The sequence below is a fragment of the Bacillus cereus group sp. MYBK14-1 genome, assembly GCF_051916885.1.
GTDB lineage: Bacteria > Bacillota > Bacilli > Bacillales > Bacillaceae_G > Bacillus_A > Bacillus_A cereus.
Genome location: NZ_JBQAHM010000005.1, coordinates 330,219 through 354,830, shown reverse-complemented (window position 1 = coordinate 354,830; position 24,612 = coordinate 330,219). Strand labels below are relative to the sequence as shown.

The following is a 24,612-nucleotide window of genomic DNA, read 5'->3' as shown; positions in this document are numbered from 1 at the left end:
AGAACCTATTTTAGGAGGGAAAAAATGAGAACATCTAATCCAATGTTGAAAAAAGAGGCATTCCGTAAAGAGGGAGCAAGTGCTTCTGCGATGACGATTGGCGGAACAGTAGGCAAAACGTTCATTATGCTTATCTTGCTACTTGCAACGTCTGTCTATTCATACATACAGATGATGCAGGGGACGATGAAGATGCCAGTATTAATTGGTGCTTTAATCGTTGCGGCAATCATCGCATTTGCGTCTATGTTCTTCCCGCGTATTTCACCTTTTGGTGCACCAATCTATGCAGCGGTAGAAGGGGTTGTGTTAGGAAGTATTTCAGCAGTTTATACAATGAAATTTGGCGATTCTATCGTTTTAAATGCTGTATTACTAACAATCTCAATTCTATTTGCAATGTTAGTGTTATATGCAACACGCGTAGTAAAAGTAACGGATAAATTCCGTACAGGCGTGATGGCAGCAACACTTGGAATTATGGTTATGTATTTAGTCGTATTTCTACTAAATATGTTTGGTGTAACTGTTCCATACATTCACCAAGGTGGTACAATCGGTATTATTATTAGTGCAGTTGTTATTGTAGTTGCTGCATTAAACTTATTACTAGATTTCGATTTAATCGAAAATGGTGTACGTAGTCAAGCTCCGAAATATATGGAGTGGTATACTGCGATGGGATTAATGCTTACATTAGTATGGTTATACTTAGAAATTCTTCGTTTCGTTTCGTACTTTACGAAAAATGACTAATAAAAAAATCCTGCATGAAAAATGCAGGATTTTTTTATTTTCAAAGATATATTGAATGTATGGTATAATATGGATGATAGCAACTTGAAGTGAAGGAGATGGAATATGATGAAAGAGAAGAAGGGGATTATGAAAAAACTATTTTCTAAAAGTTTTTTCATAGAACTAGATGAAGCTTTAACGTATCCATCATCAAAAGTTATTACTTCAGCGATTGAAGGATATGCAACTGAATGCAATGAAAGACTAAAATTTGAGAGTAAAGTTAAACCGATTACTTTCTACTTAGAAAATGCAATGTACCGTGCTGAAATAAAGATGGCTCGCGGAGGATATTACATATCTTGTACTGAAGTGTAATAAATTTTGAAACCATACATGTTTGAACTATGTATGGTTTCTTTTTTTGTTTTGTAAGGTCTAAAATAATACTTTTTACTTACGGATATATCATTTTGTGCTTTTTACCATTCAAACATTTCTCCTTACAATGAAGAAAAACATGTGAGGTGGTATAACTTATGATGAATCGAGTTGTATTAATCGGTAGATTGACAAAGGAGCCAGAATTATACTACACAAAACAAGGCGTCGCTTATGCACGAATATGTGTTGCGGTGAATAGAGGATTTCGAAATAGTTTAGGTGAACAACAAGTCGATTTTATTAATTGTGTCGTTTGGCGCAAATCGGCTGAGAATGTAACTGAATATTGTAAGAAGGGGTCGCTCGTTGGGATTACAGGGCGTATTCAGACTAGTAATTACGATGATGAACAAGGCAAGAGAATATATAGAACTGAAGTTGTGATTGAGAGTATTACCTTTTTGGAGAGAAGGCGGGAGGGGGCATTGTAATAAAAGGTGATTTTAAGTAATAGCTTCGGAAAAAATTGTGGAAAGTATTTTAATAAACTTAATGGATAAAAAATAAAAATCATCGGAAACGAAAGCTTTTAAAATCCCGTTCCTAATTTAAAATGTAAAAAGAATGAAATAGTATGGTAGCGGGAAGAAAGTAGTAAAATTAAGCATCCGAGTAGGAGTATAGAGTGATAATATGTTACAATACAGCTAAGAACATGCAATAAAGGAGAGTTTTTTACGTGAAGATTAAAGCAATTGAACCGACGCCAAGTCCAAATACAATGAAAGTTATTTTGAATGAAGTATTACCATCAGGAGCACGTAATAATTATACAAATGAAAATAAAGAACAAGCACCAATGCAAGTGCAAGAAATTTTGAAAATTGAAGGCATTAAAGGTGTATATCATGTAGCCGACTTTTTAGCAGTGGAGCGAAATGCGAAGTATGACTGGAAAGTTTTATTACAACAAGTTCGTGCTGTTTTCGGCGAAGAAGTATTGGAAGAAAGTGAAGAACAACAACTTGCTCATTTTGGAGAAGTGAAAGTGTTTGTTCAAATGTTCTTTACAATTCCAATGCAAGTAAAGTTAACAGATGGAACGACGGAAGAACGTGTTGGTTTACCAGATCGTTTTAAAGAATCAATTATGAAAGTGCAAATGTCTGCACCAAACGTTGTAAAAGAGCGTAAATGGGTAGAACAAAGTACACGTTACGGTAATTTTGAAGAAATTGGGAAAGAAGTAGTGGAAGAGATTGTTGCTGCTTATTCAGAAGAACGTGTAAATGAAACGGTTAAAGAATTATTAAATCAAGCGGGTGCTGTTGAAGTAACGATTCAAAAGCGTGAGCCATATAAAGTAACAGAAGAGATGATGAAAGATTCTGACTGGAAAAACCGTTTTGCAGCATTAGAACAAATGGATCCTACTGAAGAAGATATTCCAGTGTTGAAGATGGCGTTAGATGATGAAAAAGTTTCAATACGCCGCTTAGCAACAGCGTATTTAGGTATGGTAAAAGGTGATGAAGTATTACCGTTATTATATAAAGCGTTGTTAGATCGCTCTGTAAGTGTTCGCCGTACTGCAGGAGATTGTTTATCAGATGTAGGTGATCCGGCAGCGATGTTCGTTATGATTAAATCTCTGAAAGATCCAAGTAAATTAGTACGCTGGCGTGCAGCGATGTTCTTATTTGAACTTGGAGATGAAAGTGCGATTCCAGCATTAAAAGCAGCGCAAGATGATCCAGAGTTTGAAGTAGCGATGCAAGCACGTCTAGCATTAGAGCGTATTGAAGGCGGAGAAGAAGCAAAAGGTTCTGTATGGAAACAAATGACGGAGTCACGTAAAGGGGAATAATGTATGATTGTTTTCTATGATAGTTGGTGTCCGATGTGTACGGCCGTTGCAGAACGTACGAAAAAATTAGATAAAAAGGGTAAGATGAAATTTGTTTCATTTCGAAATGAAGATGTAGTTGAGAAGTATGAGCTTTCTCAAGAACTACAAAGTAAGATGGAACAAAGACTGTATATTTTTAAAAATAATAAGTGGTATGACGGTATTCAGAGCATAGATGTATTAGCAAAGGCCGTTCCATCTTATTGGTTTGCAGTTCCTTTTATAAAGCTATCTATCGTACTTGGTTTTGGAAGTAAAGTATACGATTATATCGCTAATAATAGAAAACTTGTTCCAGTGGGACATTGCCGCGGTGGGGTTTGTGAAATCCCTACAAAAAAATGAAATCATCGTTATCTTTCTTTTGCACCTATTAATAGAGCGTGATATGATGAATTTGGAATGAAAGTTGAAGGAGAGATTACAAGATGTCAAATGCTTATGAAGAATACATGCGCCAAATGGTAATCCCAATGCGCCAAGAGTTAGTGCGTTCTGGGTTTGAAGAGTTAACTACAGAAGAAGCTGTAACAGAATTTATGGAAAATACATCAGGTACAACTTTAGTAGTTATAAACTCTGTTTGTGGTTGTGCAGCTGGTTTAGCACGTCCATCAGCAGGTCAAGCGGTTGTTCGTGCTGAAAAACAACCTGATCATCTTGTAACTGTATTCGCAGGTCAAGATAAAGATGCTACTGCAAAAATGCGTGAATACTTCGGAGAAATTCCTCCATCTTCACCATCTATGGCATTATTAAAAGGAAAAGAAGTTGTTCACTTCATTCACCGTCATGAAATTGAAGGTGCAACTATGGACGAAATTATTACGAACTTAGAACAAGCTTTCGAAAAGAATTGCTAAAGAAGGGGGAGAGTAAATCTCCCTCTTTTCTTTATATAGAGGTGAAACAATGATCGTAACAACAGCAGGAAGAACGAATAAAGAAATGACAGATTATGCAAACGAGGTAGCAGCAGAATTAAATGCTTCTTTCGTTAAACGTAATGACATACCGGTACATAAGCTACATGAGCAGTATGAACAAGATGTGCTTGTCGTAGGGAAGAACCGATTAGCTATTTATCCAAAAGGTACGGAAGAATCGTTTTTCTTTCATCCGAACTCAGCGATGTTTCGTGTGAAAAGGTTAATGCGTGGAGAACACGATCCGTTTGTACAAGCTGCTAAATTAGAGAGCGGAATGACAGTGTTAGATTGTACGCTCGGGATGGCATCAGATAGTATTGTAGCTAGTTATGTTGTTGGGGAAAGCGGAAAAGTAACAGGACTTGAAGGCAATGAGTATATGGCTTATATTATGGAAAATGGTTTGAAAACATGGTCTTCATCTGTTTCTGAAATTGATGAAGCAATGCAAAGAATCCAAGTAAAGCAAACGGAGCATTTTTCATTTTTAGCGCAATGTGAAGACAATAGTTACGATGTCGTTTACCTTGATCCGATGTTTGAAGAAACTGTCATAGAATCCGATGGAATTAAAGGATTAAAACACTTCGCTTTGTATCATGATATTACTGACGAAACAATTGCGGAGGCAAAACGAGTGGCGAGAAAACGTGTCGTTTTAAAAGATCATTTTCGTAGTTCTAGATTTGAAAAACACAATTTTTATGTATACAAAAGAAAAAGTGCTAAGTTTCACTTTGGTGTAATTGACCCTTGCTAATTGTTTGAAAAGATGTATAATAAGCAATAATTAATTAAATATACTGTCTGTGATGAAGAGAGTAGTCTTTTTTAGAAGGAAAGCGAGCTAGGGATGGTGTGAGCCTAGTACGGAAGAAAAAGATGAAGCGCACTTCGGAGATGCTTCTTGAACGAATAGTAGAGAAAGCCGAGGCCCCCTGTCCTCGTTATAAACGGGAAAGTGGTTCGTAACGAACAACAAGGGTGGTACCACGGGTTAAAACTCGTCTCTTTTTTAGAGACGAGTTTTTTGTGTTTTAAAAATAAGGAGGTTGTATCATGGATTATAAAATGCAGTTTGCGGAAAGTTTATCTAATATTTTCACGAATGAATTAACGCAAAAACAAATTTTAGATTTAATTGAAACACCGAAACAAGATGAATTTGGAGACGCAGCGTTCCCATGCTTTTCATTAGCGAAGCAATATAAAAAAGCACCAGCTCTTATCGCAAAGGAAGTTGCTGAGAAATTCAATGATCCGTTTTTTACGAAAGTAGAAGCCGTTGGTCCTTATGTAAATGTATTTTTCAATCGTGAAACTGTAAGTGATGCAGTATTAAAAACAGTTTTAGCGGAGAAAGAAGAGTTCGGTCAAAACCACTTTGGCTGTGAAAAAACAGTAGTAATTGATTATTCCTCTCCTAATATCGCGAAACCTTTTTCGATGGGGCATTTACGTTCTACAATGATAGGAAATTCGCTGAAACATATCGCTGAAAAATGTGGCTATGAAGTTGTAGGGATTAATTATATAGGAGATTGGGGAACACAGTTTGGAAAGTTAATTACGGCTTATAAAAAATGGGGAAATGAAGCAGTAGTTAAAGAAGATCCAATACGTGAGCTATTTAAGTTATATGTCCAATTCCATGAAGAGGTAAAAGACGACGAAGAACTAGAAGAAGAAGGACGTGCTTGGTTTAAGAAACTAGAAGAAGGTGATGAAGAAGCGGTAGAACTTTGGAATTGGTTCCGTCATGAGTCCCTTAAAGAATTTTCGCGCATTTATGAACTTCTCGGCGTAGAATTTACTAATTTTCAGGGAGAAGCATTTTATAATAATTTAATGGAAGATTTTATTGGGATTTTAGAAGAACATGAGTTGCTTGAAGAATCAGAAGGTGCATTAGTCGTTAATTTAGAAGAAGAAGGAATGCCGCCTTGCTTAATTAGAAAATCAGATGGTGCGACGATTTATGCAACGCGTGACTTAACGGCAGCTTTATATCGTCAAAACACTTATGGGTTTGATAAAGCGCTATATGTTGTTGGTCCAGAACAAAGCTTACATTTCAATCAATTTTTCACCGTATTAAAAAAACTTGGCTATACTTGGGTTGATGGTATGGAACATGTACCGTTTGGCTTCATTTTAAAAGATGGTAAGAAAATGTCGACACGTAAAGGAAGAGTTATTTTACTTGAAGAAGTACTCGAAGAAGCAATCGAACTTGCAAAACAAAATATTGAAGAGAAAAATCCAAACTTAAAACAAAAAGAAGTAGTAGCAAAGCAAGTCGGTGTTGGTGCAATCATCTTCCACGATTTAAAAAATGAGCGTATGCACAATATTGAATTCTCATTAGAAAACATGCTGAAATTTGAAGGAGAAACAGGCCCGTACGTACAGTACACACATGCACGTGCTTGTTCTATTTTAAGAAAAGAAAGTGTAGAATTTGAAACATGTACACTTGCTTTAAAAGACGATCATAGCTGGAGTGTCGTAAAATTACTAAATAAATTCCCGCAAATAATTGAAGCAGCTTTCAATAAAAATGAGCCATCGATTATTTCGAAATATATATTAGATGTAGCACAATCATTCAATAAATATTACGGTAATGTTCGTATATTAGAAGAGAGCAAAGAAAAAGACAGCAGACTCGCATTGGTTTATGCTGTGACGGTTGTATTAAAAGAAGGATTACGTTTACTTGGGGTGGAGGCACCTGAGGAGATGTAACATAGTAGTAAACTGACAAACTGGGTCTAGTATAAACCTGGTTTGTTTTTTTATTGGATATATATTTTTTTTGCAAAATCAATTAAAATCTTTTTAGAGAGGGTGATTCATATTGATTCGAACTTTTATTTTACAAATTCCTTGTCATAGAAGATTAGATAGGAGTTTTTTTAAACTACAAAAGTACATACCTTTATGTGCACGTTGTACAGGCATGCTTATTGGTATTTTAATGTTTCCAATTTATTTTTATATGACACCTTCATTTCTTTTGGCAATCATACTATCATTTTTCGCTCAAATTCCGTTACTTATCGATGGGTTCACCCAAAAGTGGAAATGGAGAAATAGCTCAAATTTGCTAAGAATAACTACTGGTGTATTAAGCGGTAATGGTATGGGATTATTCATTTCCTCTAGTGTTATATGGATATTATCTTAAGATATATAGTAATGGAGGTATTTACATAGATGTTCTGGATTTACTTAATTCTAATTTTTATTTCAGGCGGAAGTGGAATTGGTTTTATGACTCAAAATAACTATACAGAAGCAATAATAGCTTTTGTTATTTGTATACTATTGTTTGGGCTACTGTATTATTATCTTAAAAGAAACAAAAGAAAGAGAAAAGCAGATTGTGACGATTTAGACTGTACGGATTGTTTTGATTGTGATTGTACTTGTTAAATTTTTCTTCCAAATAAAAAGCTAGTGTATTATTAAAAATACACTAGCTTTTTTGCTTTGAAATTTTAAGAAAAGTGTAGGAATACGGCTATTATATAGAGAACTTTAGTTTTGTATATAAAAGGAGGCGTTAGATGTTGGAAACATATGATTGGAACAATAAACTAACATATTTAAAAAACACGAGAGATTTATATTACAACGACGATTATGTAAGCTTTTTAGTAAATACAGTTTGGAAGATTACTGAGCCTGTACATATCGTTGATTACGGTTGTGGATATGGTTATTTAGGGTTAGTATTAATGCCATTACTCCCAGAAGGTTCAAAGTATACAGGTATTGATAGTGGAGAAACATTATTAGCTGAAGCCAGAGAGTTGTTTCGTTTACTTCCGTATGATTCAGAATTTCTTGAAGGAGATGCTACAGAAATTGAACTGAACGATAAATACGATATAGCAATCTGTCATGCTTTCTTATTACATATGACTACTCCAGAAACAATGCTACAAAAAATGATACATTCAGTTAAAAAGGGGGGGGAATAATCTGTTTTGAACCACATTGGATTTCTAATATGGCTTCTTATTTACTAGATGGGGAGAAACAATCGGAATTTATTCAGCTAGGTGTTTTGCAGAAATTATTTGAAAGTGATACGCAAAGAAATGGTAAAGATGGCAATATAGGCATGAAAATACCGATATATTTAAGTGAATTAGGTGTGAAAAATATTGAATGTAGAGTAAGCGATAAAGTGAACTTTTTAGATTCAAATATGCATCACAATGATAAAAACGATTTGTATCAATCATTAAAAGAAGAGGGGATTGCAGGTGATCCGGGTGATAAGCAACAATTTGTAGAACGTTTAATAGCCAGAGGATTAACATATGATAATGCGCTAGCTCAATATGAAGCTGAACTACGATTTTTCAAGGCATTTCATCTTCATTCTTCTTTAGTATATGCTCCGAATATGAAAATTACATTTGGTGAAATAGAATGTTGAAAGATAGTGATTTATTAAGGATTGCTACCTTCAATATATGGAACCATGATAGTCTTTGGTTGGAGAGATTAGAAGCTATTCGTGAGGAAATTTGAGTTATTTCTCCACATATTCTTGCTCTACAGGAGGTTAGAAGTTGTGTTAATTTGAATTCAAAGAAAAATGTTGCACAGTATATAGCGGGTCAAATAGAGTATCCGTTTTGTATATTTATGGAGTACCCTGATTTAATGAATGAGAAAAATGTCATTTTTTGTTGGTAAGTCGATATTCACCGTATAATCGCTGATATATCTTGAAAATCGCCGATATAATTTCATGTGCTGTTTTTAACTGACAAAAGATAGGATACACATGTTACGTTATTCTATATAATCAAACAAAATACAGAGAAAAACAATCATTTTTACTATATTTTGTTATAAATTTGAATAATATTAATTAATACTATCCATTATAAGAGATTTTAGTTGAATACATACTATATGGTGTGTAAAATCTAAGCAAGTAGCAGTATAAATATAAATTCGAGGTGAATGCATGCTAGATTTTAAGCAGTTAGAAACTTGTTTAAAAGACAAGAGATTTGTAGATGGATTACAGGAAATAAATAATGAAATTGCATATATAAAAGAAACGAATACTTTATCCTATGTGAAGAATTGGCTTGCCAATATTCCTTCGCATAAGGAGTTCGATATATTAATTCGTCTTACTGATGAAGGGCTTATGCACCAATACAGTTCATTCCTCATTCGTTACGCTTATAAAAAATTCCCAAATATGAGAACGCTCTCTTTATATTGTGATGAGTTAATTGATGAGCGGAAAATTCTTGAAGCAGAGCAGCTGTTAAAAGAAACTTTAGAAGAGAGTAATAAAGAAGAAATAGATGCAGATTTTTTAGCGAAAACATATTTTACGTTAGTACGATGTCTTTTAGAAATGAAACGAAACGAAGAAGCGTTAATGTATATGCAAAAAGCAGAGGAGTACAGTGCACGCGCAGTGTTTGATAAATGGGGCTACGTTTATATGCATACAGGTGAATGGGAGAAAGCGGAAGAACAATTTATTGCTGGCATGCAGCATGAAGATTGTGAAGAGTTATCTACCTATTTATTATCACAATTGTATGCCAATAAAGGAGAACAAAAACGCGCGATACAGTTAATCGATGATGCAATTGTAAAATTCCCACAAGTACCATATTTTCATTTTGAGAAGATAAAGTATTTATTAGATTTAGAGCGATATGAAGAGATGTTAGCGGTAATAGATAACATAAATACTCAGCTGCCGTATCATGCCTATAATACTTACTTTGTACATTTACGTGCAGAAGCACTGTACAAAATGAATAAATTTGCAGATTTACAAAAACTATTAAAAGAAGAAAAGAGTTTAAAAGAATCTTTATATCATAATTTAGAAAAAAATCCGGATGGAAAAAAGGTTCACTTGCCGATAGTTCCTATTGTACAAAAGGATAATTATTGTGTTCCGACAAGTTTAGAGATGATGTTGCGTATATGGGGAGAGAAACGTACACAAGATGAAATAGCAGAGTTTATTTTTGATATGACAGGTTCGAAGTTTTCAGATACTGTTTCTTATTTAGAAGAATTAGGTTATGAATATCGTTATTTTAAAGGGAATGAAGAGAATTATAAGAGACTGATTGACGAAGGAATTCCTGTTTTATTAAGTATAGATATTGAGCATGCTTCACACGTACAAGTTCTATCTGGATATGATGATACATTGCAAGCTTTCTATGTTCAAGATCCAAACTTTATAGAACCAGTTCTTGTGGAATATAGTAAATTACAAGAAAAATATCGTTATACAGGCTGTTTAGCAATCACGTTTGTTCCGAAAGAAAAGAAGGAGCAACTAGCGTTTCTAAGTGAGGAAGAAAATCGTTACTTTAAATCTATTTTTTCTCTTACGGATCATTTAGATGAACATGACAAAGAGGGGATTAGTAACTTAGTACAATTTTTAAAAGAAACGAGTGATAATCCAAATACGTGGTTATATACGATAAAGCACTTAGATGTTGAAGTAGATAAAGAATTTATTTTATATTGTATCGATAAGTTAATGGAAAAGTTTCCGAACTCGGACTTTGTTAAATTGCATGGTGCACAGTGTTTTATTCGTCTTCAAGAAGTAGAGAAAGCGGAGCAAATGCTGACAAGCGTTGAGAAGAAAAATAATCGTGCTTTATATCATTTAATAAACGGAAGATATGCTTTTGAGCAGGAAAGTTATATAGAAGCGATTTCAAGCTTTCGTTCATCGTTACAATTAGACGCAGATCAGCCTATTGCTTGGAGTTTTCTCGCTTTATCCTATATGTATATTGATCAATCTGAAAAAGCATTGCAATACTCTCAAGTTGCGTTAGAGCGTAGTCCTGAAAGGTTCACTTTAACAAATCACGGTTTAATATTAATAGATTTAGAAAGATATGAAGAAGCATATGAAATCTTTAATGACTTGTTAAAAGAGTATAAATATGAAGCGCATGTATGGTATGAACGAGCGAGATGTGCACATCAACTAGGGAAATTATATTTAGCAATAAAAGGGCTTAAAGTAGCGATTCGTTTGGATAGTAATGCACCTTACATTTATACGAAACTTTCGGAAATATACGAATCTGATTTGAAGGATGAGGAAAGTGCGAAAGAAATTTTATTAAACGGTATTGAGAATTGTGATGATAAAGCACCTCTTTACGTAAAATTAGGTGATTATCATTTTCAAAATGATAGCTTGGAAGAAGCAGAAGTATTGTATAAGCGTGCTTTAGAAGAAAATGATGAGGATGTTTATTCTCACTTCGGACTTACACAAGTTTATATGGCAAGAGAACAATATAAGGAAGCAAAAGAATATATACTTGGTCTTGAGAAGCAAATTGAAAAGAGCCAAGATTTCCTCATGAATGCAGGAATGGTTTTATGGGATGCTGAAATTGAACTTGGTGGAAATGAAGAAGGGTTTAAAGTAGCACTATCTAAGTTAGAAAATGGTATAAAGAAAAGTGATTATAATGTAGCAAGTGCGTTAGATGAATATGTGAATCGAATTAAAGGAACGGAATTTGTACAACGAGGTATAGCATTTTTAAGAACGTTACACAAAGAAAGAAATGAAGTAAGTGAGTACGGTTGTTATGCAGGTATTTTATATGAATCTATTGGACAGTACGGCCAAGCGATGAAAAGATATAATAAGGCGATAGAACAAATGGAAACGGCATTACCGTATTACCGAATTGGTGAAACACTTATGGCATTAGGGCAATTGACGGAAGCAAAACAAGCGTATGAAACATGTTTAGAGCTTGATGGGAATTTCGTAGGTGTACATTTACAGCTTGCGGAAATATACGAAAAAGAAGAAAACCGTTCTAAAGAACAAAGTCATATGGTTCAGGCGATGAAAGAAGAGCCGTTGCATATTAATATGGAATATTTAGCACAGCTTTCAGTAGATATGAATCTTCAGGAAGAATTGCTGACTGAACTAGAACAATTAGTGGACGAAGTACCTGAAATATGGCGTTTAGATGCGATTGCATATGTGTACGGAGCGATGAATGAAATAGATAAAGAACAAGCACAGGTTGAATACGCACTACAATTAGATGGTGAGCATATAGAAGTTCTATATCATTATGCAAAAGTATTAGTGAAAAAAAGAAATGTAAAAGCAATTGAAGTTGCAATGAAAGTAATACAAAAAGATTTTGATAATGAACGTATATTTGATGTTTATGTAAAAGCAGTAGAGCAACATAAAAAATTGTCTAACATACGAGATTTTCTTCATACGTTAAAGGTGAAAAAAGCAGAAAGGAGTACAGCATTCATGTATGCTGCAGCTGCGGTTACGGAAATATGGATTGAACGCCAGCTGCATGAACAGCCAAAACGATCTATCATTACGAGAGCTTTTTATCGTATGAAAAATCGTGCGAAAGAAATTTCAATGGTTACTATGATAATTGATTTATATGAAATCTCTTTAAAGTTAAATCCGAAAAATAGTATGGCAGCACAGCGATTTGCGCTATTTTATGAGAATGTAGAGATGAATAAAGAAGCAATAGAGATTCTGCACACGTCACTAGAAAATAAATGGGATTATGACGTAGCGAAGCAACTTGTAAATCTTTTCGTTGAGTGCGAGGAAGAAGATATGTTAAGAGATGCTTTGGAATTAACGAAACAAATGGTTCGAGAACTACCAGATGATTATGATACTCTTCTTCTGCAAGCACAAGTATTTTTTAAAGCAGGGGAAGAAAGAAAAGCAGAAAAGATTATCTTGCAATTAACAGAGCAAACACCGTTTGTAAGTAGAGCATTTCTTGCTTTAGGAGAAATATATCAAAGTCAAGAAAGGTTTGAAGAGGCAATTCATGTATTAGAAAATGCTTCTATACATCATCCAAATGAAACAGCAATTCTTCTTTCTTTAGCATCTTCATATCATGGTGCCGGCCAAACGATAAAGGCAGAAAAAATAACAAATGAAGTATTAATAATTGACGCGAGTGATTTGTTAGCAAGATATGATCGAGCTTGTTATTTAGCACAGTTAAATAGAAATGAAGAGGCGAAGGAAGAGCTTGAATTTGTCCTTCGTGAGGATGAATCGGGATTCTTTGCTGAACTTATTGAGGATGATGAAAATTTAGCAGCATTGCGAGAATTTGAAAAGTAATTGTATAAGAATAGGGGAAAAAGATAAGGATATATTTTGAATTAGTTGACAATTAGTTGCTAAATGGCATAAAATAACTTTTAACAAAGTATACAAATCTGAAGACGAGAAAGAGTAAAATAGTGAGCTGTTCTCCAGAGAGCCGGTATATTGCTGAAAGCCGGTGTGCAGACGTTATTTGAAAATCATCTCCGAGGAGCCGAGGCTGAAAGTAAGTAAGCCCGGACGGATGTCTACCGTTACAAAGAACACGTATGATAGTACGTTGCTAAGTGCTATTAGTGAAAAAGCTAATAGAATTAGGGTGGTATCGCGGGTAAACCCGTCCCTACTTTATAGGGACGGGTTTTTTGTGTGCTTTAAAATATTCAAAGGAGTGATTGTATATGGAAAAAGTAGATGTAAAAGAATCAGCTGTAGGAAGAGAAATGCGAATTCGCAAACAGTGGAACGAACAAAATATTTTCGAACAATCAATTCAGAATCGAGAAGGCGCACAGTCTTTCGTATTTTATGAAGGACCACCAACGGCGAACGGACTACCGCATGTAGGTCATGCACTTGGACGAACAATTAAAGACTTAGTAGCAAGATATAAAACGATGGCTGGTTATAAAGTGTTAAGAAAAGCAGGATGGGATACACATGGTTTACCTGTAGAATTAGGCGTTGAGAAGCAACTTGGTATTTCTGGTAAACATGAGATCGAAGAATATGGCATTGAACCATTTATTCAAAAGTGTAAAGAGAGTGTTTTCACATATGAGAAGCAGTGGCGCGAATTCACTGAAAGTATTGGTTATTGGGTAGATATGGATGATCCATATGTAACTTTAAAGAATCCATATATCGAAAGTGTATGGCATATTTTGGGGACAATCCATGAAAAAGGATTGTTATATAAAGGACATAGAGTTTCACCATACTGCCCAAGCTGCCAAACCTCATTGAGCTCACATGAGGTTGCACAAGGGTATAAAACAGTAAAAGATTTAAGTGCAACTGTGAAGTTTAAAGTGAAAGATAGTGAAAATGAGTATTTCTTAGGTTGGACAACGACACCTTGGACACTTCCAGCAAACGTTGCGCTTGCTGTCCATCCAAATATGGAATACGTTAAAGCAAAACAAGAAAGTCATGTATACATTGTTGCAAAAGAACGTGTACAAGAAGTATTAAAAGAGAATTATGAAGTATTATCTGTTCATAAAGGCGAAGAATTATTAAACACATCTTATACAGCACCATTTCCGATGAAAGAAGTTACAAATGGTTACCGCGTTATTGCAGCAGATTTTGTAACGGGAGATAGTGGTACAGGACTTGTTCATATTGCTCCAGCATATGGAGAGGACGATTATAGAGTTGTTCAAAGTGAAGGATTGTCATTCTTGCACGTTGTAGATGAAAAAGGTGAGTATACAGAGGCAGTACCATTTTTGAAAGGGAAATTTGTAAAAGATTGTGACGTGGATATCGTTCGTTATTTAGCGAAGGAAGGTTTACTGTATCATAAAGAAAAATATGAACATAGCTATCCGCATTGCTGGCGTTGTGATTCACCACTACTTTATTATGCAGGAGAAAGTTGGTTAATCCGAACAACTGCAATTAAAGATACATTTTTACAAAATAATGATTCTGTTACTTGGTATCCGGATCATATGAAACATGGACGTTTTGGTAAGTTTTTAGAAAATATGGTAGATTGGAATATTAGCCGAAATAGATATTGGGGAACGCCATTGAATGTATGGGAATGTGAAAGTTGTGATCATCAGTTCGCACCGAAAAGCATTGCCGAATTAAGAAAGAATAGTACGAAAGAAACACCAGAAGATTTGGAATTGCATAAGCCTTATGTAGATGAAGTGCAAGTCTGCTGCGGGAAATGCGGAGGCACAATGAATCGTACACCAGAAGTGATTGATGTTTGGTTTGATAGTGGTTCTATGCCATTTGCACAATATCATTACCCATTTGAAAATAAAGAGTTATTTGAAGAGCAGTTTCCAGCGGATGTTATTGCAGAAGGAATTGATCAAACACGCGGCTGGTTTTATAGTTTATTAGCAGTATCAGCACTATATACAGGAAAAGTACCGTATAAACGAGTGTTATCACTAGGGCATGTTTTAGATGAAGAAGGGCAGAAAATGTCTAAAAGCAAAGGAAATGCACTAGATCCAGTTGATTTAGTAGATAAATTTGGTGCAGATGCGCTAAGATGGGCTTTACTTGTTGATAGTGCCCCGTGGAATGCGAAGCGTTTTTCTGAAAGAACAGTACTGGAAGCGAAATCTAAATTTGTAGATACATTAGTCAATGTGTATAGCTTCTACGTTTTATATGCAAATTTAGATGAGTATAATCCGAAAGAAACGTATGATGTAAAGCTTACGAAATTAGACGAATGGGTATTATCAAGATTGCATAGTACAACGAAAAAAGTGAGAACTGCACTTGATGATTATCAATTTACGAATGCAGCTCGTGAAATTGCAGCACTTGTAGATGAAGTGAGTAACTGGTATGTAAGACGCTCACGTAATCGTTTCTGGGAATCTGGTATGAACGCTGAGAAAGCAGCTGCGTATGAGACACTTCATGAAGTGCTTGTAACAATTAGTAAATTAATTGCACCATTTACACCGTTTGTCGCGGAAGACATTCATCTAAATTTAGAAGGAAGCAGCGTTCATTTAGCCGATTATCCAGTTGTAAATGAATCACTACTTCAACCAAAATTAGAAGCGGAAATGGATGCTGTTTTACAAGTTGTTGAACTTGGAAGAAGTAACCGTAATCAGCATTCTTTAAAAGTAAAACAGCCGCTAGCAGAACTTGTATTACTTGAGCATAACGAGAATGATATGGATTGGGAATCTTATCGTGATATCGTTATGGATGAGTTAAATGTAAAAGCGTTCCATGTTGAACTCGATGAAACAAAATACACATCATATCAATTGAAGCTTAATTTTAAAACAGCGGGGCCGAAATTCGGTAAAAATGTGAATGCAGTGAATGGTTGGCTAAAACAATTATCACAAGAAGAAGTACAAAACTTTGTATCAACAGGAAGAGCAGTTTACGAAGCAAAACCAGAAGGAGAAGTAGTTGTAACTGGTGAAGATGTGTTAGTTGAGAAAGTTGCAAAATCAGGATTCTCTAATACGACTAACGGACAATATACAGTTATGTTAGATACGAATGTAACGGAAGAATTGTTACAAGAAGGAGTAGCGCGTGAATTCATTCGTGCGGTTCAAGAATACCGTAAACAGTTGAATTTACCAGTTAATTTACGAGTCGATATTATTCTTGATACAGAAGAAGAACTACAGCGAACGTTAACGAACCATAAAGATTTATTGGAAGAAAACTTACTCGTTAAACAATTTACATTTGGTCACTTAACGAACGAAGATGATGAACTTTCTTTAGGTGAAACAAAACTTAGAATTAAATTAAGTGCAGCTAATTAAAGAAAAAAGGAAGTTGGAATGATTCCAACTTCCTTTTTTGTATGGAGGTAAATTAACTAGCTAATTTCCTCATAATCCATTCGATAGGTCCTCTAGAAAATTTCTTTCTCCATAATACGCTAAACAAAATACTGAAAATGAAAAATACAGTAGCAAATAATAAAACGAAAAGTAGTGTTTGATGTTCCATTCTATTGAATAGAATTAATGTCCCAATCCCGATAAATACATGACTTACATAATGAGTTAATGTTAATTGACCTGTTTGTATAATGGAAGTAACAAACCAATTATTTTCATATTTTTCAGTAATATAGAGGCAAAGTATTAATATAGCAATAGCAGATCCTGTTGCAGATAAAATGTACAATACATTTGGTAAAACGGGTCCTGTATTAAACAAAAATGTAGCAGCTGCTTTGCCAATGTGTGGAATGAAGTAGTACGTGAGCCCTTTTGATAAAAGTTCTATCAGTATGGTGAATGTAATACCGAGCAAGAGCAACCTATCTCTAATCTTTTTATTATGAAGATCTAATCTGCCAATTATCATACCGATTAAGAAGAATGAAAACCATGGGAAAAAAGGGTGATAACCATTAAAGAATAAATTGCGAAGAAAACCGTTAACTGTCCAGAAGTCTACATAGTTTATAAATGGAGTAGGGCCTCCCCAACCTTCGAAAGCATTGAAAGTAAGCTGAAGAGATTGTGCCAAGAGTAGGATAATAATAGATAAGAAGAGTAATGCTTTTTTTCGGACTGTAATGAGTAAGGCAGCAACGAAAAGGTAAACACCATAGTAGTGTAATATATCCCCAGTCCACTCCATTACGTATAAAAGTAATCCTAAAATAAATAAGAATAGTGCCCGTTTCCATATGATCTTTCGGCTATTAGAAATTTTTATTTTTTCATTTCTAGCAACAGAGGATCTAGTCATTAAAGATATTCCAATTCCAGCAAGTATAACAAACAAGGCAGAAGCTCTACCTTCAAAAAGTGACATTAAAGTTATTAAAAATGGGGGACCATTTCCTTCTGCACCTGTTATCACCATAAAATTAACAAGCAGCATACCAAACATCGCCAAGGCCCTAGCAAAGTCTAAGCCGATAATTCGTTTTTTAGTATTCAATTCAATCCCTTCTTTCAAAAATACTGTTTACAGCTTCCATCCATATTTGTCTATAATCTATATCCACATGTAACATCATAAAATTCCCGACATTATCAAGCACTAATGCTAACATATGAGCTTTTGAAACTAGATTTTTATTTTCAATTAATTGCAGCTCATTTGCTTTTGTAAGGAGTGATTCAAACCCTTGTAAATATTCTGTTTGCACAGTTAGTAATCGATCTTTGTACATATCATTTCTTGAAGATAGTAATAAATATTCTTGCAACACACGATTAAAATAAGGATCGTTCTGCTGTTCATCAATTATTTTGAATCCAATTTCAATGCATTTCTCAATAAAATTTTCTTTCGTAAACTCTTCTGTATGGAAGAAGGAAGAAAACTGCATCGCAGCACATAATTCTGTGAAAATACATTCGATTAATGCATCTTTAGATTTAAAGTAATAATAAATGGACGGTTTAGCAATTCCGACTTCTTCAGCAATCATAGAATAGGTCGTTTTAGTAATGCCATGTCCGGCAAACAGTCGATAGCTTGCTTCCATAATTGAAGAGAGTGTTTCTTCACTTTTGCTCATAATAAAGCCTCCTACAAAAAGGTTATATAAATCGTATCATTCATAAATATTTTTTCAACCTACCGTTAGGTAAAAAATATCCTGTTTTTTACAAAGTAATTTAAAAAGGTTAAGAGTTATGGAAATACTTTAGAAATATATTTTTAAAGTATTGTGTTCACTTTACACATAAATATTGAGAAAATTTCACTTACCCTAAATGGAAAGGTAATAGAAGTGTTCATAGAGAATTACTCGTAGATTCAATTTTTATCCATCCGTTTTGCGGGGAATGATTGCCTAGTGGTAATGGGATAAGGTTGAGCTACTTTATTAGGGGGAGTGGTTCTATGTTTAATAAAAAAATGGTGGCAATGGCAATGACCGTGCCGTTAGTAATGGGGACGATTTCTACGGTTTCGGCATTGGAAAAACAACAGCAAGTAAAGTTAGAAGCTTATTCGCCACAGAAAAAAGCAACTGAATATTTAAAAGAAAATGCTGCGCAGTATGGATTGAAAACAGATCTTTCAGACTTGCAATATATTTCTACAACAGAAACATCAGTAGCTTCATATGTTAGGTTCCAACAAGTTGTTAATGGTGCACCTGTATTTTCAAAACAAATAACAGTTACGCTTAACGGAGAGGGAAAGGGAGTACTCGCTGTTTCTGATTATCAGCCTGTTACAGGTGTGAAGGAAGTAACGACAAAAATTAGTGAAAAAGATGCAATACAAAAATCAATGGCGTATGTTGGAGAAGCAAGTGAGCAAAATTTATGGGCTCCTACAGATAAAGAGTTCGGATATATTGTTGAAGAAGGAATTGCTCGTCCAGTATATAAAGTTGTAGTCCATTCTAATAATCCATTTGGTGCATGGGAAACATTTATTGATGCAGAAAATGGAAAGTTAATTAAAAAGGTTGATATAAACCGAAAAGCTGAAGGGTCAGGAAAAGTATTTTTACCTAACCCAGTCGTATCTAGCGGTAGTAAAGTAGGCTTAAAAGATAATAACGATGCAGATTCAACAGCTCTAACGAACCAACTGAAAACTGTTACGTTAAAAGGTTTAGATGGAACAGGATTTTTAATTGGAGAATATGTAACGATTTCTTCAAAAGCGAAAACAAAATCTACGAATTTACAATTTAACTATACACGCGCAAATGATAGCTTTGAAGATGTTATGTCGTACTATCATATCGACACATTGCAACGTTACATTCAAAGTCTAGGTTTTAAAAATATTAATAACCGTTCGATAAAAGTGAATGTTAATGGTACAACTGATGATAACTCATTCTATTCTCCATCAACAAAAGCTTTGACTTTCGGTACTGGCGGTGTTGATGATGCAGAAGATGCTGGTATTATCGCACATGAATATGGGCATTCGATTCAAGATAACCAAGTTCCTGGCTTTGGTAGTTCAGCAGAAGGTGGAGCGATGGGAGAAGGATTTGGGGACTTCTTAGGTGCTACATATGAAGATGCAGTATCGACTACTGGATATGGTAAAGCATGTGTTGGAGAATGGGATGCGACAGCTTATTCTAGTTCAGATCCAACATGCTTACGCCGATTAGATAATAATAAAGTATATCCGAAAGATATAACGAATGAAGTGCATGATGATGGTGAAATTTGGACTCAAGGCCAATACGAAATGGCACAAGCTTTTGGCCGTGATGTAGCAACAAAAATCATTTTACAATCACACTGGTCATTAACACCAAACTCTAAATTCAGTGATGGAGCGAAAGCGATTAAGCAAGCGGATGCTCTTTTATATGGCGGACAACATGCTGCTGATATTGATCGCATTTGGGCAGCGAGAGGCATTAGTACGAATTAATATAAAAAGTCGTGGCGTTTATAAGCCACGACTTTTTAATTTGCTTACGAACTGGTACTAGTAAATAAAGCTATATCAATGATAGTGTGAATATATCCGTATCCCATTTATTTTTTAGCTTCTTTAAAAACAAAATGCTCTTTAAATTTTCTAGACTCAACTTTTTGACCATTTCTCATGGAGCGGAAAGGGTGTTCTTGCCATGTAATAATTACATCAACCTCATCCGCTTTTGTAGCAACAGGTAAATTAGCGTGTTCAAATCCAGTTTTTCCACTTGCCAAACGACTTTCCTTTAGGGAAAAGAGTTCATATTTCGTTTTCTTATTTGGTTCGTTGCGGAATACTTCGACGTTTACATTATATACTTCATTATTCCCGACATTCTTTACTGAAAAATGATATGTTTGAAATTCATCTTTTTTAGCTTGAAGCATATTCTTGTTTGTTTTTTTCGGTTTATCAATATTCACTTGCCATCGATCAGAGTTTTGAGAGATTGGTAAAGATTTTGGTGAATAGGCATACGTTTCGTTTACTACAATTAAGCAAAACAAAAGGAGAAAGAAACTAATTGCTTTTTGCATAAACACACCTCGCTTTAAAATTTTTATTAATATGCGTAAATGAATTAGTTTTTATGTAAAAATTGGAAAATATTAAAGGTGTAATTTTGGATTTAATACATAAGAATATGTATTACAAAATTAACTTTTCACACTTTAGAAGAATCTAGGAGTTAGAAAATCAGAATGTTTTAAAAAAGGCTTGCATTTTATAAAGTAAGGAGTTAGAATACTCTGTAAATATAAAAAGTGATGATCAGGAAAAGTACATGGTGCAAAGATCTACAGAGAGCAGCCGGTTGCTGGGAAGGTTGCGATACCGCATGATGGAAAGACACCTGTGAGTGTTGCTTTGAACGTGATTATTAGTAAAAGCAAACGGTACCTACCGTTATCAGGGCTAAGATGGTCAGTATGACAATTTGGGTGGTACCGCGGAAAAAAATCCGTCCCTATTTATAGGGGCGGATTTTTGTATTCTTTGAAAGGGGGTGAGTGACCGTGGATGATGACGATGACAACAATAACGTAAATAAATATAAAATTACTGGAGGGAAAAATAATGGATTCAATAATGAAGCGTTCACTCACAAAAGAATGTACAAAGCAAAGTGGAAAGGTTGTATTACTTCAAGGATGGGTAAAAAAAATTCGGCACCTTGGAAATGTTAGTTTTTTATTATTACGGGACAGAACAGGAGTAATTCAATGTGTATTAGAAAATGAATTGGCCGGATATAAAGTTGATGTAGAAAGTGTTGTCCATGTAATCGGTGAGATAGTCGAGACATCGAAAACAGAATTGGGTGTTGAAGTACTTGCTCATGAAGTGAAAGTAATAAACGGTGCAGAGCCACTTCCATTTGAAATAAATAAAAAGAAGTTACAAGTTGGCTTAGATCAACTACTTAATGAGCGAGTAATATCATTAAGGCATGAGCGAACCGCAGCGATTTTTAAAGTGAAATCTACACTCGTTCAGAGCTTTAGTGAATTTCTTATAGAGAACGATTTCACACGGATCTTTACGCCGAAAATTGTTTCGCAAGGGGCAGAAGGAGGAGCAAATGTTTTTAAGCTTCCATACTTCCAAAAAGAAGCTTATTTAGCACAATCACCACAGTTTTATAAGCAAATGATGGTGGCAGGTGGGTTAGAACGAGTTTTTGAAATTGCACCTGTATATAGAGCGGAACATCATAATTCTTCCCGTCATTTGAATGAATATATATCGTTAGACGTAGAACTTGGTTTTATTCATGATTTTTATGAAGTGATGCAACTAGAAACGGATGTTTTACGATATATGTTTCAACAAGTAGCGAAAAAATGTGAAATAGAACTACAACTATTACAAATAGAAGTACCTGTTATTACTGAAATACCTAAAATTACATTGTTAGAAGCACAAGAAATTTTGAAAAGTAAGTATCGTAAAGAATCTCCTGTAGGGGATTTAGATACAGAAGGTGAAAAGTTACTAGGGAAATATGTAAAGGAAACATATAATAGTGAATTTGTTTTCATTACACATTATCCGAAAGAAGCGAGACCGATGTATACGATGCAAAATAAAGAGAATCCAGCTATTACTGATTCATTCGACTTATTATATAAAGGGCTAGAAATAACGTCAGGGGCACAGCGAATTCATAATTATGAATTGTTACTCGCTTCGTTTAAAGAAAAAGGATTACATCCAGAGAAATTTCAATCTTATTTAAATACATTCCGATATGGTTGTCCACCACATGGAGGTTTCGGAATTGGGTTAGAAAGGATTGTATATAAACTATTAGAATTAACAAATGTACGAGAGGCTAGTGCTTTTCCGAGAGATTGTACTCGTCTTATACCATAAAAAGAATCTTTGCGATTATCGCGAAGATTTTTTTTTAGTTCGTTTGAAAAGATGAAAATATAGACCCTTTCTTTTGCTAATAAGCTTAGTAAAAGTGAGTTATCAATATGAACCATTTCGACAAAAAATCAATATACCCCTTGACAGTTACAAATATAACCGATATACTTCATATTAATTTCAAAAGAAAATATATTCTAAATATTACAATGTGTTGAATAGGAGTAGTAAGGTCATGTATTTGTACAGAGAGCTATGGGTTGGTGTGACATAGTCAAATGATATCCTGAACTCGCCTAGGAGCAGTAAGGTGGAACGGAATTACATTCTTAGTAAATCTTAACGGTTAACCTTCGATATTAGGTTTGTAATCAAACGATTACTACTAAGGTGGATTCATAATGGAATCAATAAGGGTGGTACCGCGTTAAGTAAATGGCTTAGCGTCTCTTTATATAGAGATGCTAGGCCATTTTTTTATTATATGGAAGAAGAAATGGAGGGTTTATTTGAATAGGTTTATAAAATTTATTTATTTATATAAAAAGATTTAATTAGGAGGAAAATGAGATGAAACAGACGGAGCAATGGACTTCGAAATTAGGTTTTATAATGGCGGCAGCCGGATCAGCAATTGGACTTGGTGCGATATGGAAGTTCCCTTATATCGCTGGGAAGAGTGGGGGAGGAGCGTTCTTTTTAATATTTATATTATTTACTGTTTTAATTGGACTACCGCTACTTATAGCTGAATTTATGATTGGACGCAGTACGCAGAAACAAGCAGTTGGAGCATTTAAAAGCATCGCACCAAATACAGGATGGCATTGGATTGGACGCCTTGGTGTTGGAACGTGTTTTATACTACTTTCATTTTATAGTGTTGTAGGTGGATGGGTATTAATTTATTTATTCAGAGGAATAACTGGACAACTGATTACGCCAGGACAAAATTACGGCACATTATTTACTGAAACAATTGGGAATCCTGCTTGGGCTATTATGGGACATTTCGCTTTTATGTTCATTACGATATGGGTTGTATCAAAGGGTGTACAAAACGGAATTGAAAAAGCAAGTAAATATATGTTGCCAGCATTGTTCGTTTTATTTGTCGCTCTTATTATTCGTTCGTTAACACTTGATGATGCAATGAAAGGTGTGAAGTTTTTCTTACAACCAGATTTCTCAAAGATTACTTCGGAAAGTATTTTGTTCGCAATGGGGCAATCATTCTTTGCAATTAGTATCGGGATTTCAATTATGGTTACGTATAGTTCCTATTTAAATAAAAAAGAAAGTTTACCAAAATCAGCAATAACAATTGTTGGATTAAATTTATTTGTTTCATTATTTGCAGGTCTTGCTATTTTTCCAGCCGTATTTTCATTAGGAATGGAGCCAACAGAAGGACCTGGATTACTATTTATCGTATTACCATCTGTATTTAGTCAAATCCCATTCGGTGGATTTTTCTTAACAGTATTTCTTGCACTATTTACATTTGCGACATTAACATCAGCATTTTCTCTACTAGAAACTGTTGTTTCAGCATTAGCAAATGGTGAACAAGAAAAGAGAACGAAATTATCATGGCTGATCGGTTTCGGCATTTTCTTAGTAGGTATACCATCAGCGTTATCATTTGGAGTATGGAGTGATATTACGATTTTCGGAAAGAATATTTTTGATGCAGTAGACTTCTTATCTAGTAATATATTAATGCCACTTGGAGCACTATTTATTAGTATTTTCGTTTCATTCAAAATGGAGAAGAAGGTACTAGAAGCAGAGTTTTTTGTAGGTGGAAATTATGGAAAGAAAGTATTTACTTGTTGGGCATTTTTACTTCGATTTGTAGCACCACTTGCAATAATTATCGTCTTCTTAAATGTAATAGGAATTATTTAATATTAAATGTTATAATATTCAGTAAAAAAGGGGTGGTGATCATAAAGGAAAATTTGATAGAAGCA

18 protein-coding genes, 1 pseudogene and 4 other annotated features are annotated in these 24,612 nt (G+C 34.6%); of the genes and pseudogenes, 16 read left to right on the top strand and 3 right to left on the bottom strand.

Annotation, left to right across the window (positions count from 1 at the left end; translation table 11 throughout):
- Positions 1–24 precede the first annotated feature (24 nt).
- From ACTFR3_RS16675 to ileS, 13 genes and pseudogenes are all read left to right on the top strand, one after another.
- On the top strand, positions 25–756 hold the full coding sequence (locus ACTFR3_RS16675; RefSeq protein WP_001260655.1) for a Bax inhibitor-1/YccA family protein: 732 nt from the start codon (positions 25–27) through the stop codon (positions 754–756).
- A gap of 105 nt (positions 757–861) precedes the next feature.
- Positions 862–1,116: a DUF4318 domain-containing protein gene (locus ACTFR3_RS16670; protein ID WP_000975138.1), complete on the top strand. Its 255-nt coding sequence runs from the start codon at positions 862–864 to the stop codon at positions 1,114–1,116.
- 161 nt (positions 1,117–1,277) lie between these two features.
- Entirely contained in the window at positions 1,278–1,613 is a 336-nt protein-coding gene (locus ACTFR3_RS16665; RefSeq protein ID WP_000982017.1) for a single-stranded DNA-binding protein, read from the top strand.
- A 248-nt stretch (positions 1,614–1,861) separates the two neighbouring features.
- Positions 1,862–2,989, top strand: coding sequence for a conserved virulence factor C family protein (locus tag ACTFR3_RS16660; protein WP_000692564.1), 1,128 nt, complete (start codon positions 1,862–1,864; stop codon positions 2,987–2,989).
- 3 nt (positions 2,990–2,992) lie between these two features.
- Positions 2,993–3,376: a thiol-disulfide oxidoreductase DCC family protein gene (locus tag ACTFR3_RS16655; protein ID WP_000634884.1), complete on the top strand. Its 384-nt coding sequence runs from the start codon at positions 2,993–2,995 to the stop codon at positions 3,374–3,376.
- An 83-nt stretch (positions 3,377–3,459) separates the two neighbouring features.
- Positions 3,460–3,894 (top strand): BrxA/BrxB family bacilliredoxin, encoded by a 435-nt coding sequence (locus ACTFR3_RS16650; RefSeq protein WP_440044602.1) that lies wholly within the window; start codon positions 3,460–3,462, stop codon positions 3,892–3,894.
- A 49-nt stretch (positions 3,895–3,943) separates the two neighbouring features.
- Positions 3,944–4,720, top strand: coding sequence for a class I SAM-dependent methyltransferase (locus ACTFR3_RS16645; protein ID WP_000637455.1), 777 nt, complete (start codon positions 3,944–3,946; stop codon positions 4,718–4,720).
- A gap of 40 nt (positions 4,721–4,760) precedes the next feature.
- Positions 4,761–4,975 (top strand) — a binding site (T-box leader).
- A gap of 44 nt (positions 4,976–5,019) precedes the next feature.
- Positions 5,020–6,708 carry an arginine--tRNA ligase gene (gene argS, locus ACTFR3_RS16640; RefSeq protein ID WP_440044601.1) on the top strand — a complete coding sequence of 563 codons (1,689 nt, stop codon included), beginning with the start codon at positions 5,020–5,022 and terminating at the stop codon, positions 6,706–6,708.
- A 112-nt stretch (positions 6,709–6,820) separates the two neighbouring features.
- Positions 6,821–7,150, top strand: a complete 330-nt coding sequence (locus ACTFR3_RS16635) for a DUF2085 domain-containing protein (RefSeq protein ID WP_000621474.1) — start codon at positions 6,821–6,823, stop codon at positions 7,148–7,150.
- A 29-nt stretch (positions 7,151–7,179) separates the two neighbouring features.
- Entirely contained in the window at positions 7,180–7,398 is a 219-nt protein-coding gene (locus tag ACTFR3_RS16630; RefSeq protein WP_000498606.1) for a hypothetical protein, read from the top strand.
- A 137-nt stretch (positions 7,399–7,535) separates the two neighbouring features.
- Positions 7,536–8,413, top strand: a pseudogene (locus ACTFR3_RS16625) (class I SAM-dependent methyltransferase).
- Positions 8,414–8,953: 540 nt separating this feature from the next.
- Positions 8,954–13,156, top strand: a complete 4,203-nt coding sequence (locus tag ACTFR3_RS16620; protein ID WP_048656758.1) for a bacteriocin-processing peptidase family protein — start codon at positions 8,954–8,956, stop codon at positions 13,154–13,156.
- 92 nt (positions 13,157–13,248) lie between these two features.
- Positions 13,249–13,489: a binding site (T-box leader), on the top strand.
- Between the two features lie 53 nt (positions 13,490–13,542).
- Positions 13,543–16,644 (top strand): isoleucine--tRNA ligase, encoded by a 3,102-nt coding sequence (gene ileS, locus ACTFR3_RS16615; RefSeq protein WP_440044600.1) that lies wholly within the window; start codon positions 13,543–13,545, stop codon positions 16,642–16,644.
- 52 nt (positions 16,645–16,696) lie between these two features.
- Here ileS and ACTFR3_RS16610 read toward each other — a convergent pair whose 3' ends face one another.
- Positions 16,697–17,782 carry a DUF418 domain-containing protein gene (locus tag ACTFR3_RS16610; RefSeq protein WP_001093114.1) on the bottom strand — a complete coding sequence of 362 codons (1,086 nt, stop codon included), beginning with the start codon at positions 17,780–17,782 and terminating at the stop codon, positions 16,697–16,699.
- A 1-nt stretch (position 17,783) separates the two neighbouring features.
- Positions 17,784–18,368, bottom strand: coding sequence for a TetR/AcrR family transcriptional regulator (locus ACTFR3_RS16605; RefSeq protein ID WP_406904054.1), 585 nt, complete (start codon positions 18,366–18,368; stop codon positions 17,784–17,786).
- Between the two features lie 329 nt (positions 18,369–18,697).
- Here ACTFR3_RS16605 and ACTFR3_RS16600 point away from each other — a divergent pair, with 329 nt between their 5' ends.
- Positions 18,698–20,209, top strand: coding sequence for a M36 family metallopeptidase (locus ACTFR3_RS16600; protein ID WP_440044599.1), 1,512 nt, complete (start codon positions 18,698–18,700; stop codon positions 20,207–20,209).
- A 107-nt stretch (positions 20,210–20,316) separates the two neighbouring features.
- On the opposite strand, the gene ACTFR3_RS16595 is transcribed toward ACTFR3_RS16600, so the two are convergent.
- Positions 20,317–20,796 carry a hypothetical protein gene (locus ACTFR3_RS16595; RefSeq protein ID WP_001167920.1) on the bottom strand — a complete coding sequence of 160 codons (480 nt, stop codon included), beginning with the start codon at positions 20,794–20,796 and terminating at the stop codon, positions 20,317–20,319.
- A 222-nt stretch (positions 20,797–21,018) separates the two neighbouring features.
- Positions 21,019–21,232: a binding site (T-box leader), on the top strand.
- 105 nt (positions 21,233–21,337) lie between these two features.
- On the opposite strand from ACTFR3_RS16595, the gene aspS reads away from it, so the two are divergent.
- A complete protein-coding gene (gene aspS / locus ACTFR3_RS16590) occupies positions 21,338–22,636 on the top strand; it encodes an aspartate--tRNA(Asn) ligase (protein ID WP_000377346.1) in 1,299 nt (432 codons plus the stop codon).
- 205 nt (positions 22,637–22,841) lie between these two features.
- Positions 22,842–23,090: a binding site (T-box leader), on the top strand.
- Positions 23,091–23,206: 116 nt separating this feature from the next.
- On the top strand, positions 23,207–24,547 hold the full coding sequence (locus ACTFR3_RS16585; protein WP_000814537.1) for a sodium-dependent transporter: 1,341 nt from the start codon (positions 23,207–23,209) through the stop codon (positions 24,545–24,547).
- The last annotated feature ends 65 nt before the right edge of the window (positions 24,548–24,612 follow it).

Coding starts and splice junctions, on each gene's coding strand:
- ACTFR3_RS16655 (WP_000634884.1), top strand. CDS start 2,993: ATGATTGTTTTCTATGATAGTTGGTGTCCGATGTGTACGGCCGTTGCA.
- ACTFR3_RS16595 (WP_001167920.1), bottom strand. CDS start 20,796: ATGCAAAAAGCAATTAGTTTCTTTCTCCTTTTGTTTTGCTTAATTGTA.
- ileS (WP_440044600.1), top strand. CDS start 13,543: ATGGAAAAAGTAGATGTAAAAGAATCAGCTGTAGGAAGAGAAATGCGA.
- ACTFR3_RS16620 (WP_048656758.1), top strand. CDS start 8,954: ATGCTAGATTTTAAGCAGTTAGAAACTTGTTTAAAAGACAAGAGATTT.
- ACTFR3_RS16585 (WP_000814537.1), top strand. CDS start 23,207: ATGAAACAGACGGAGCAATGGACTTCGAAATTAGGTTTTATAATGGCG.
- aspS (WP_000377346.1), top strand. CDS start 21,338: ATGGATTCAATAATGAAGCGTTCACTCACAAAAGAATGTACAAAGCAA.
- ACTFR3_RS16650 (WP_440044602.1), top strand. CDS start 3,460: ATGTCAAATGCTTATGAAGAATACATGCGCCAAATGGTAATCCCAATG.
- ACTFR3_RS16600 (WP_440044599.1), top strand. CDS start 18,698: ATGTTTAATAAAAAAATGGTGGCAATGGCAATGACCGTGCCGTTAGTA.
- ACTFR3_RS16605 (WP_406904054.1), bottom strand. CDS start 18,368: ATGAGCAAAAGTGAAGAAACACTCTCTTCAATTATGGAAGCAAGCTAT.
- ACTFR3_RS16645 (WP_000637455.1), top strand. CDS start 3,944: ATGATCGTAACAACAGCAGGAAGAACGAATAAAGAAATGACAGATTAT.
- ACTFR3_RS16675 (WP_001260655.1), top strand. CDS start 25: ATGAGAACATCTAATCCAATGTTGAAAAAAGAGGCATTCCGTAAAGAG.
- ACTFR3_RS16670 (WP_000975138.1), top strand. CDS start 862: ATGATGAAAGAGAAGAAGGGGATTATGAAAAAACTATTTTCTAAAAGT.
- ACTFR3_RS16665 (WP_000982017.1), top strand. CDS start 1,278: ATGATGAATCGAGTTGTATTAATCGGTAGATTGACAAAGGAGCCAGAA.
- argS (WP_440044601.1), top strand. CDS start 5,020: ATGGATTATAAAATGCAGTTTGCGGAAAGTTTATCTAATATTTTCACG.
- ACTFR3_RS16630 (WP_000498606.1), top strand. CDS start 7,180: ATGTTCTGGATTTACTTAATTCTAATTTTTATTTCAGGCGGAAGTGGA.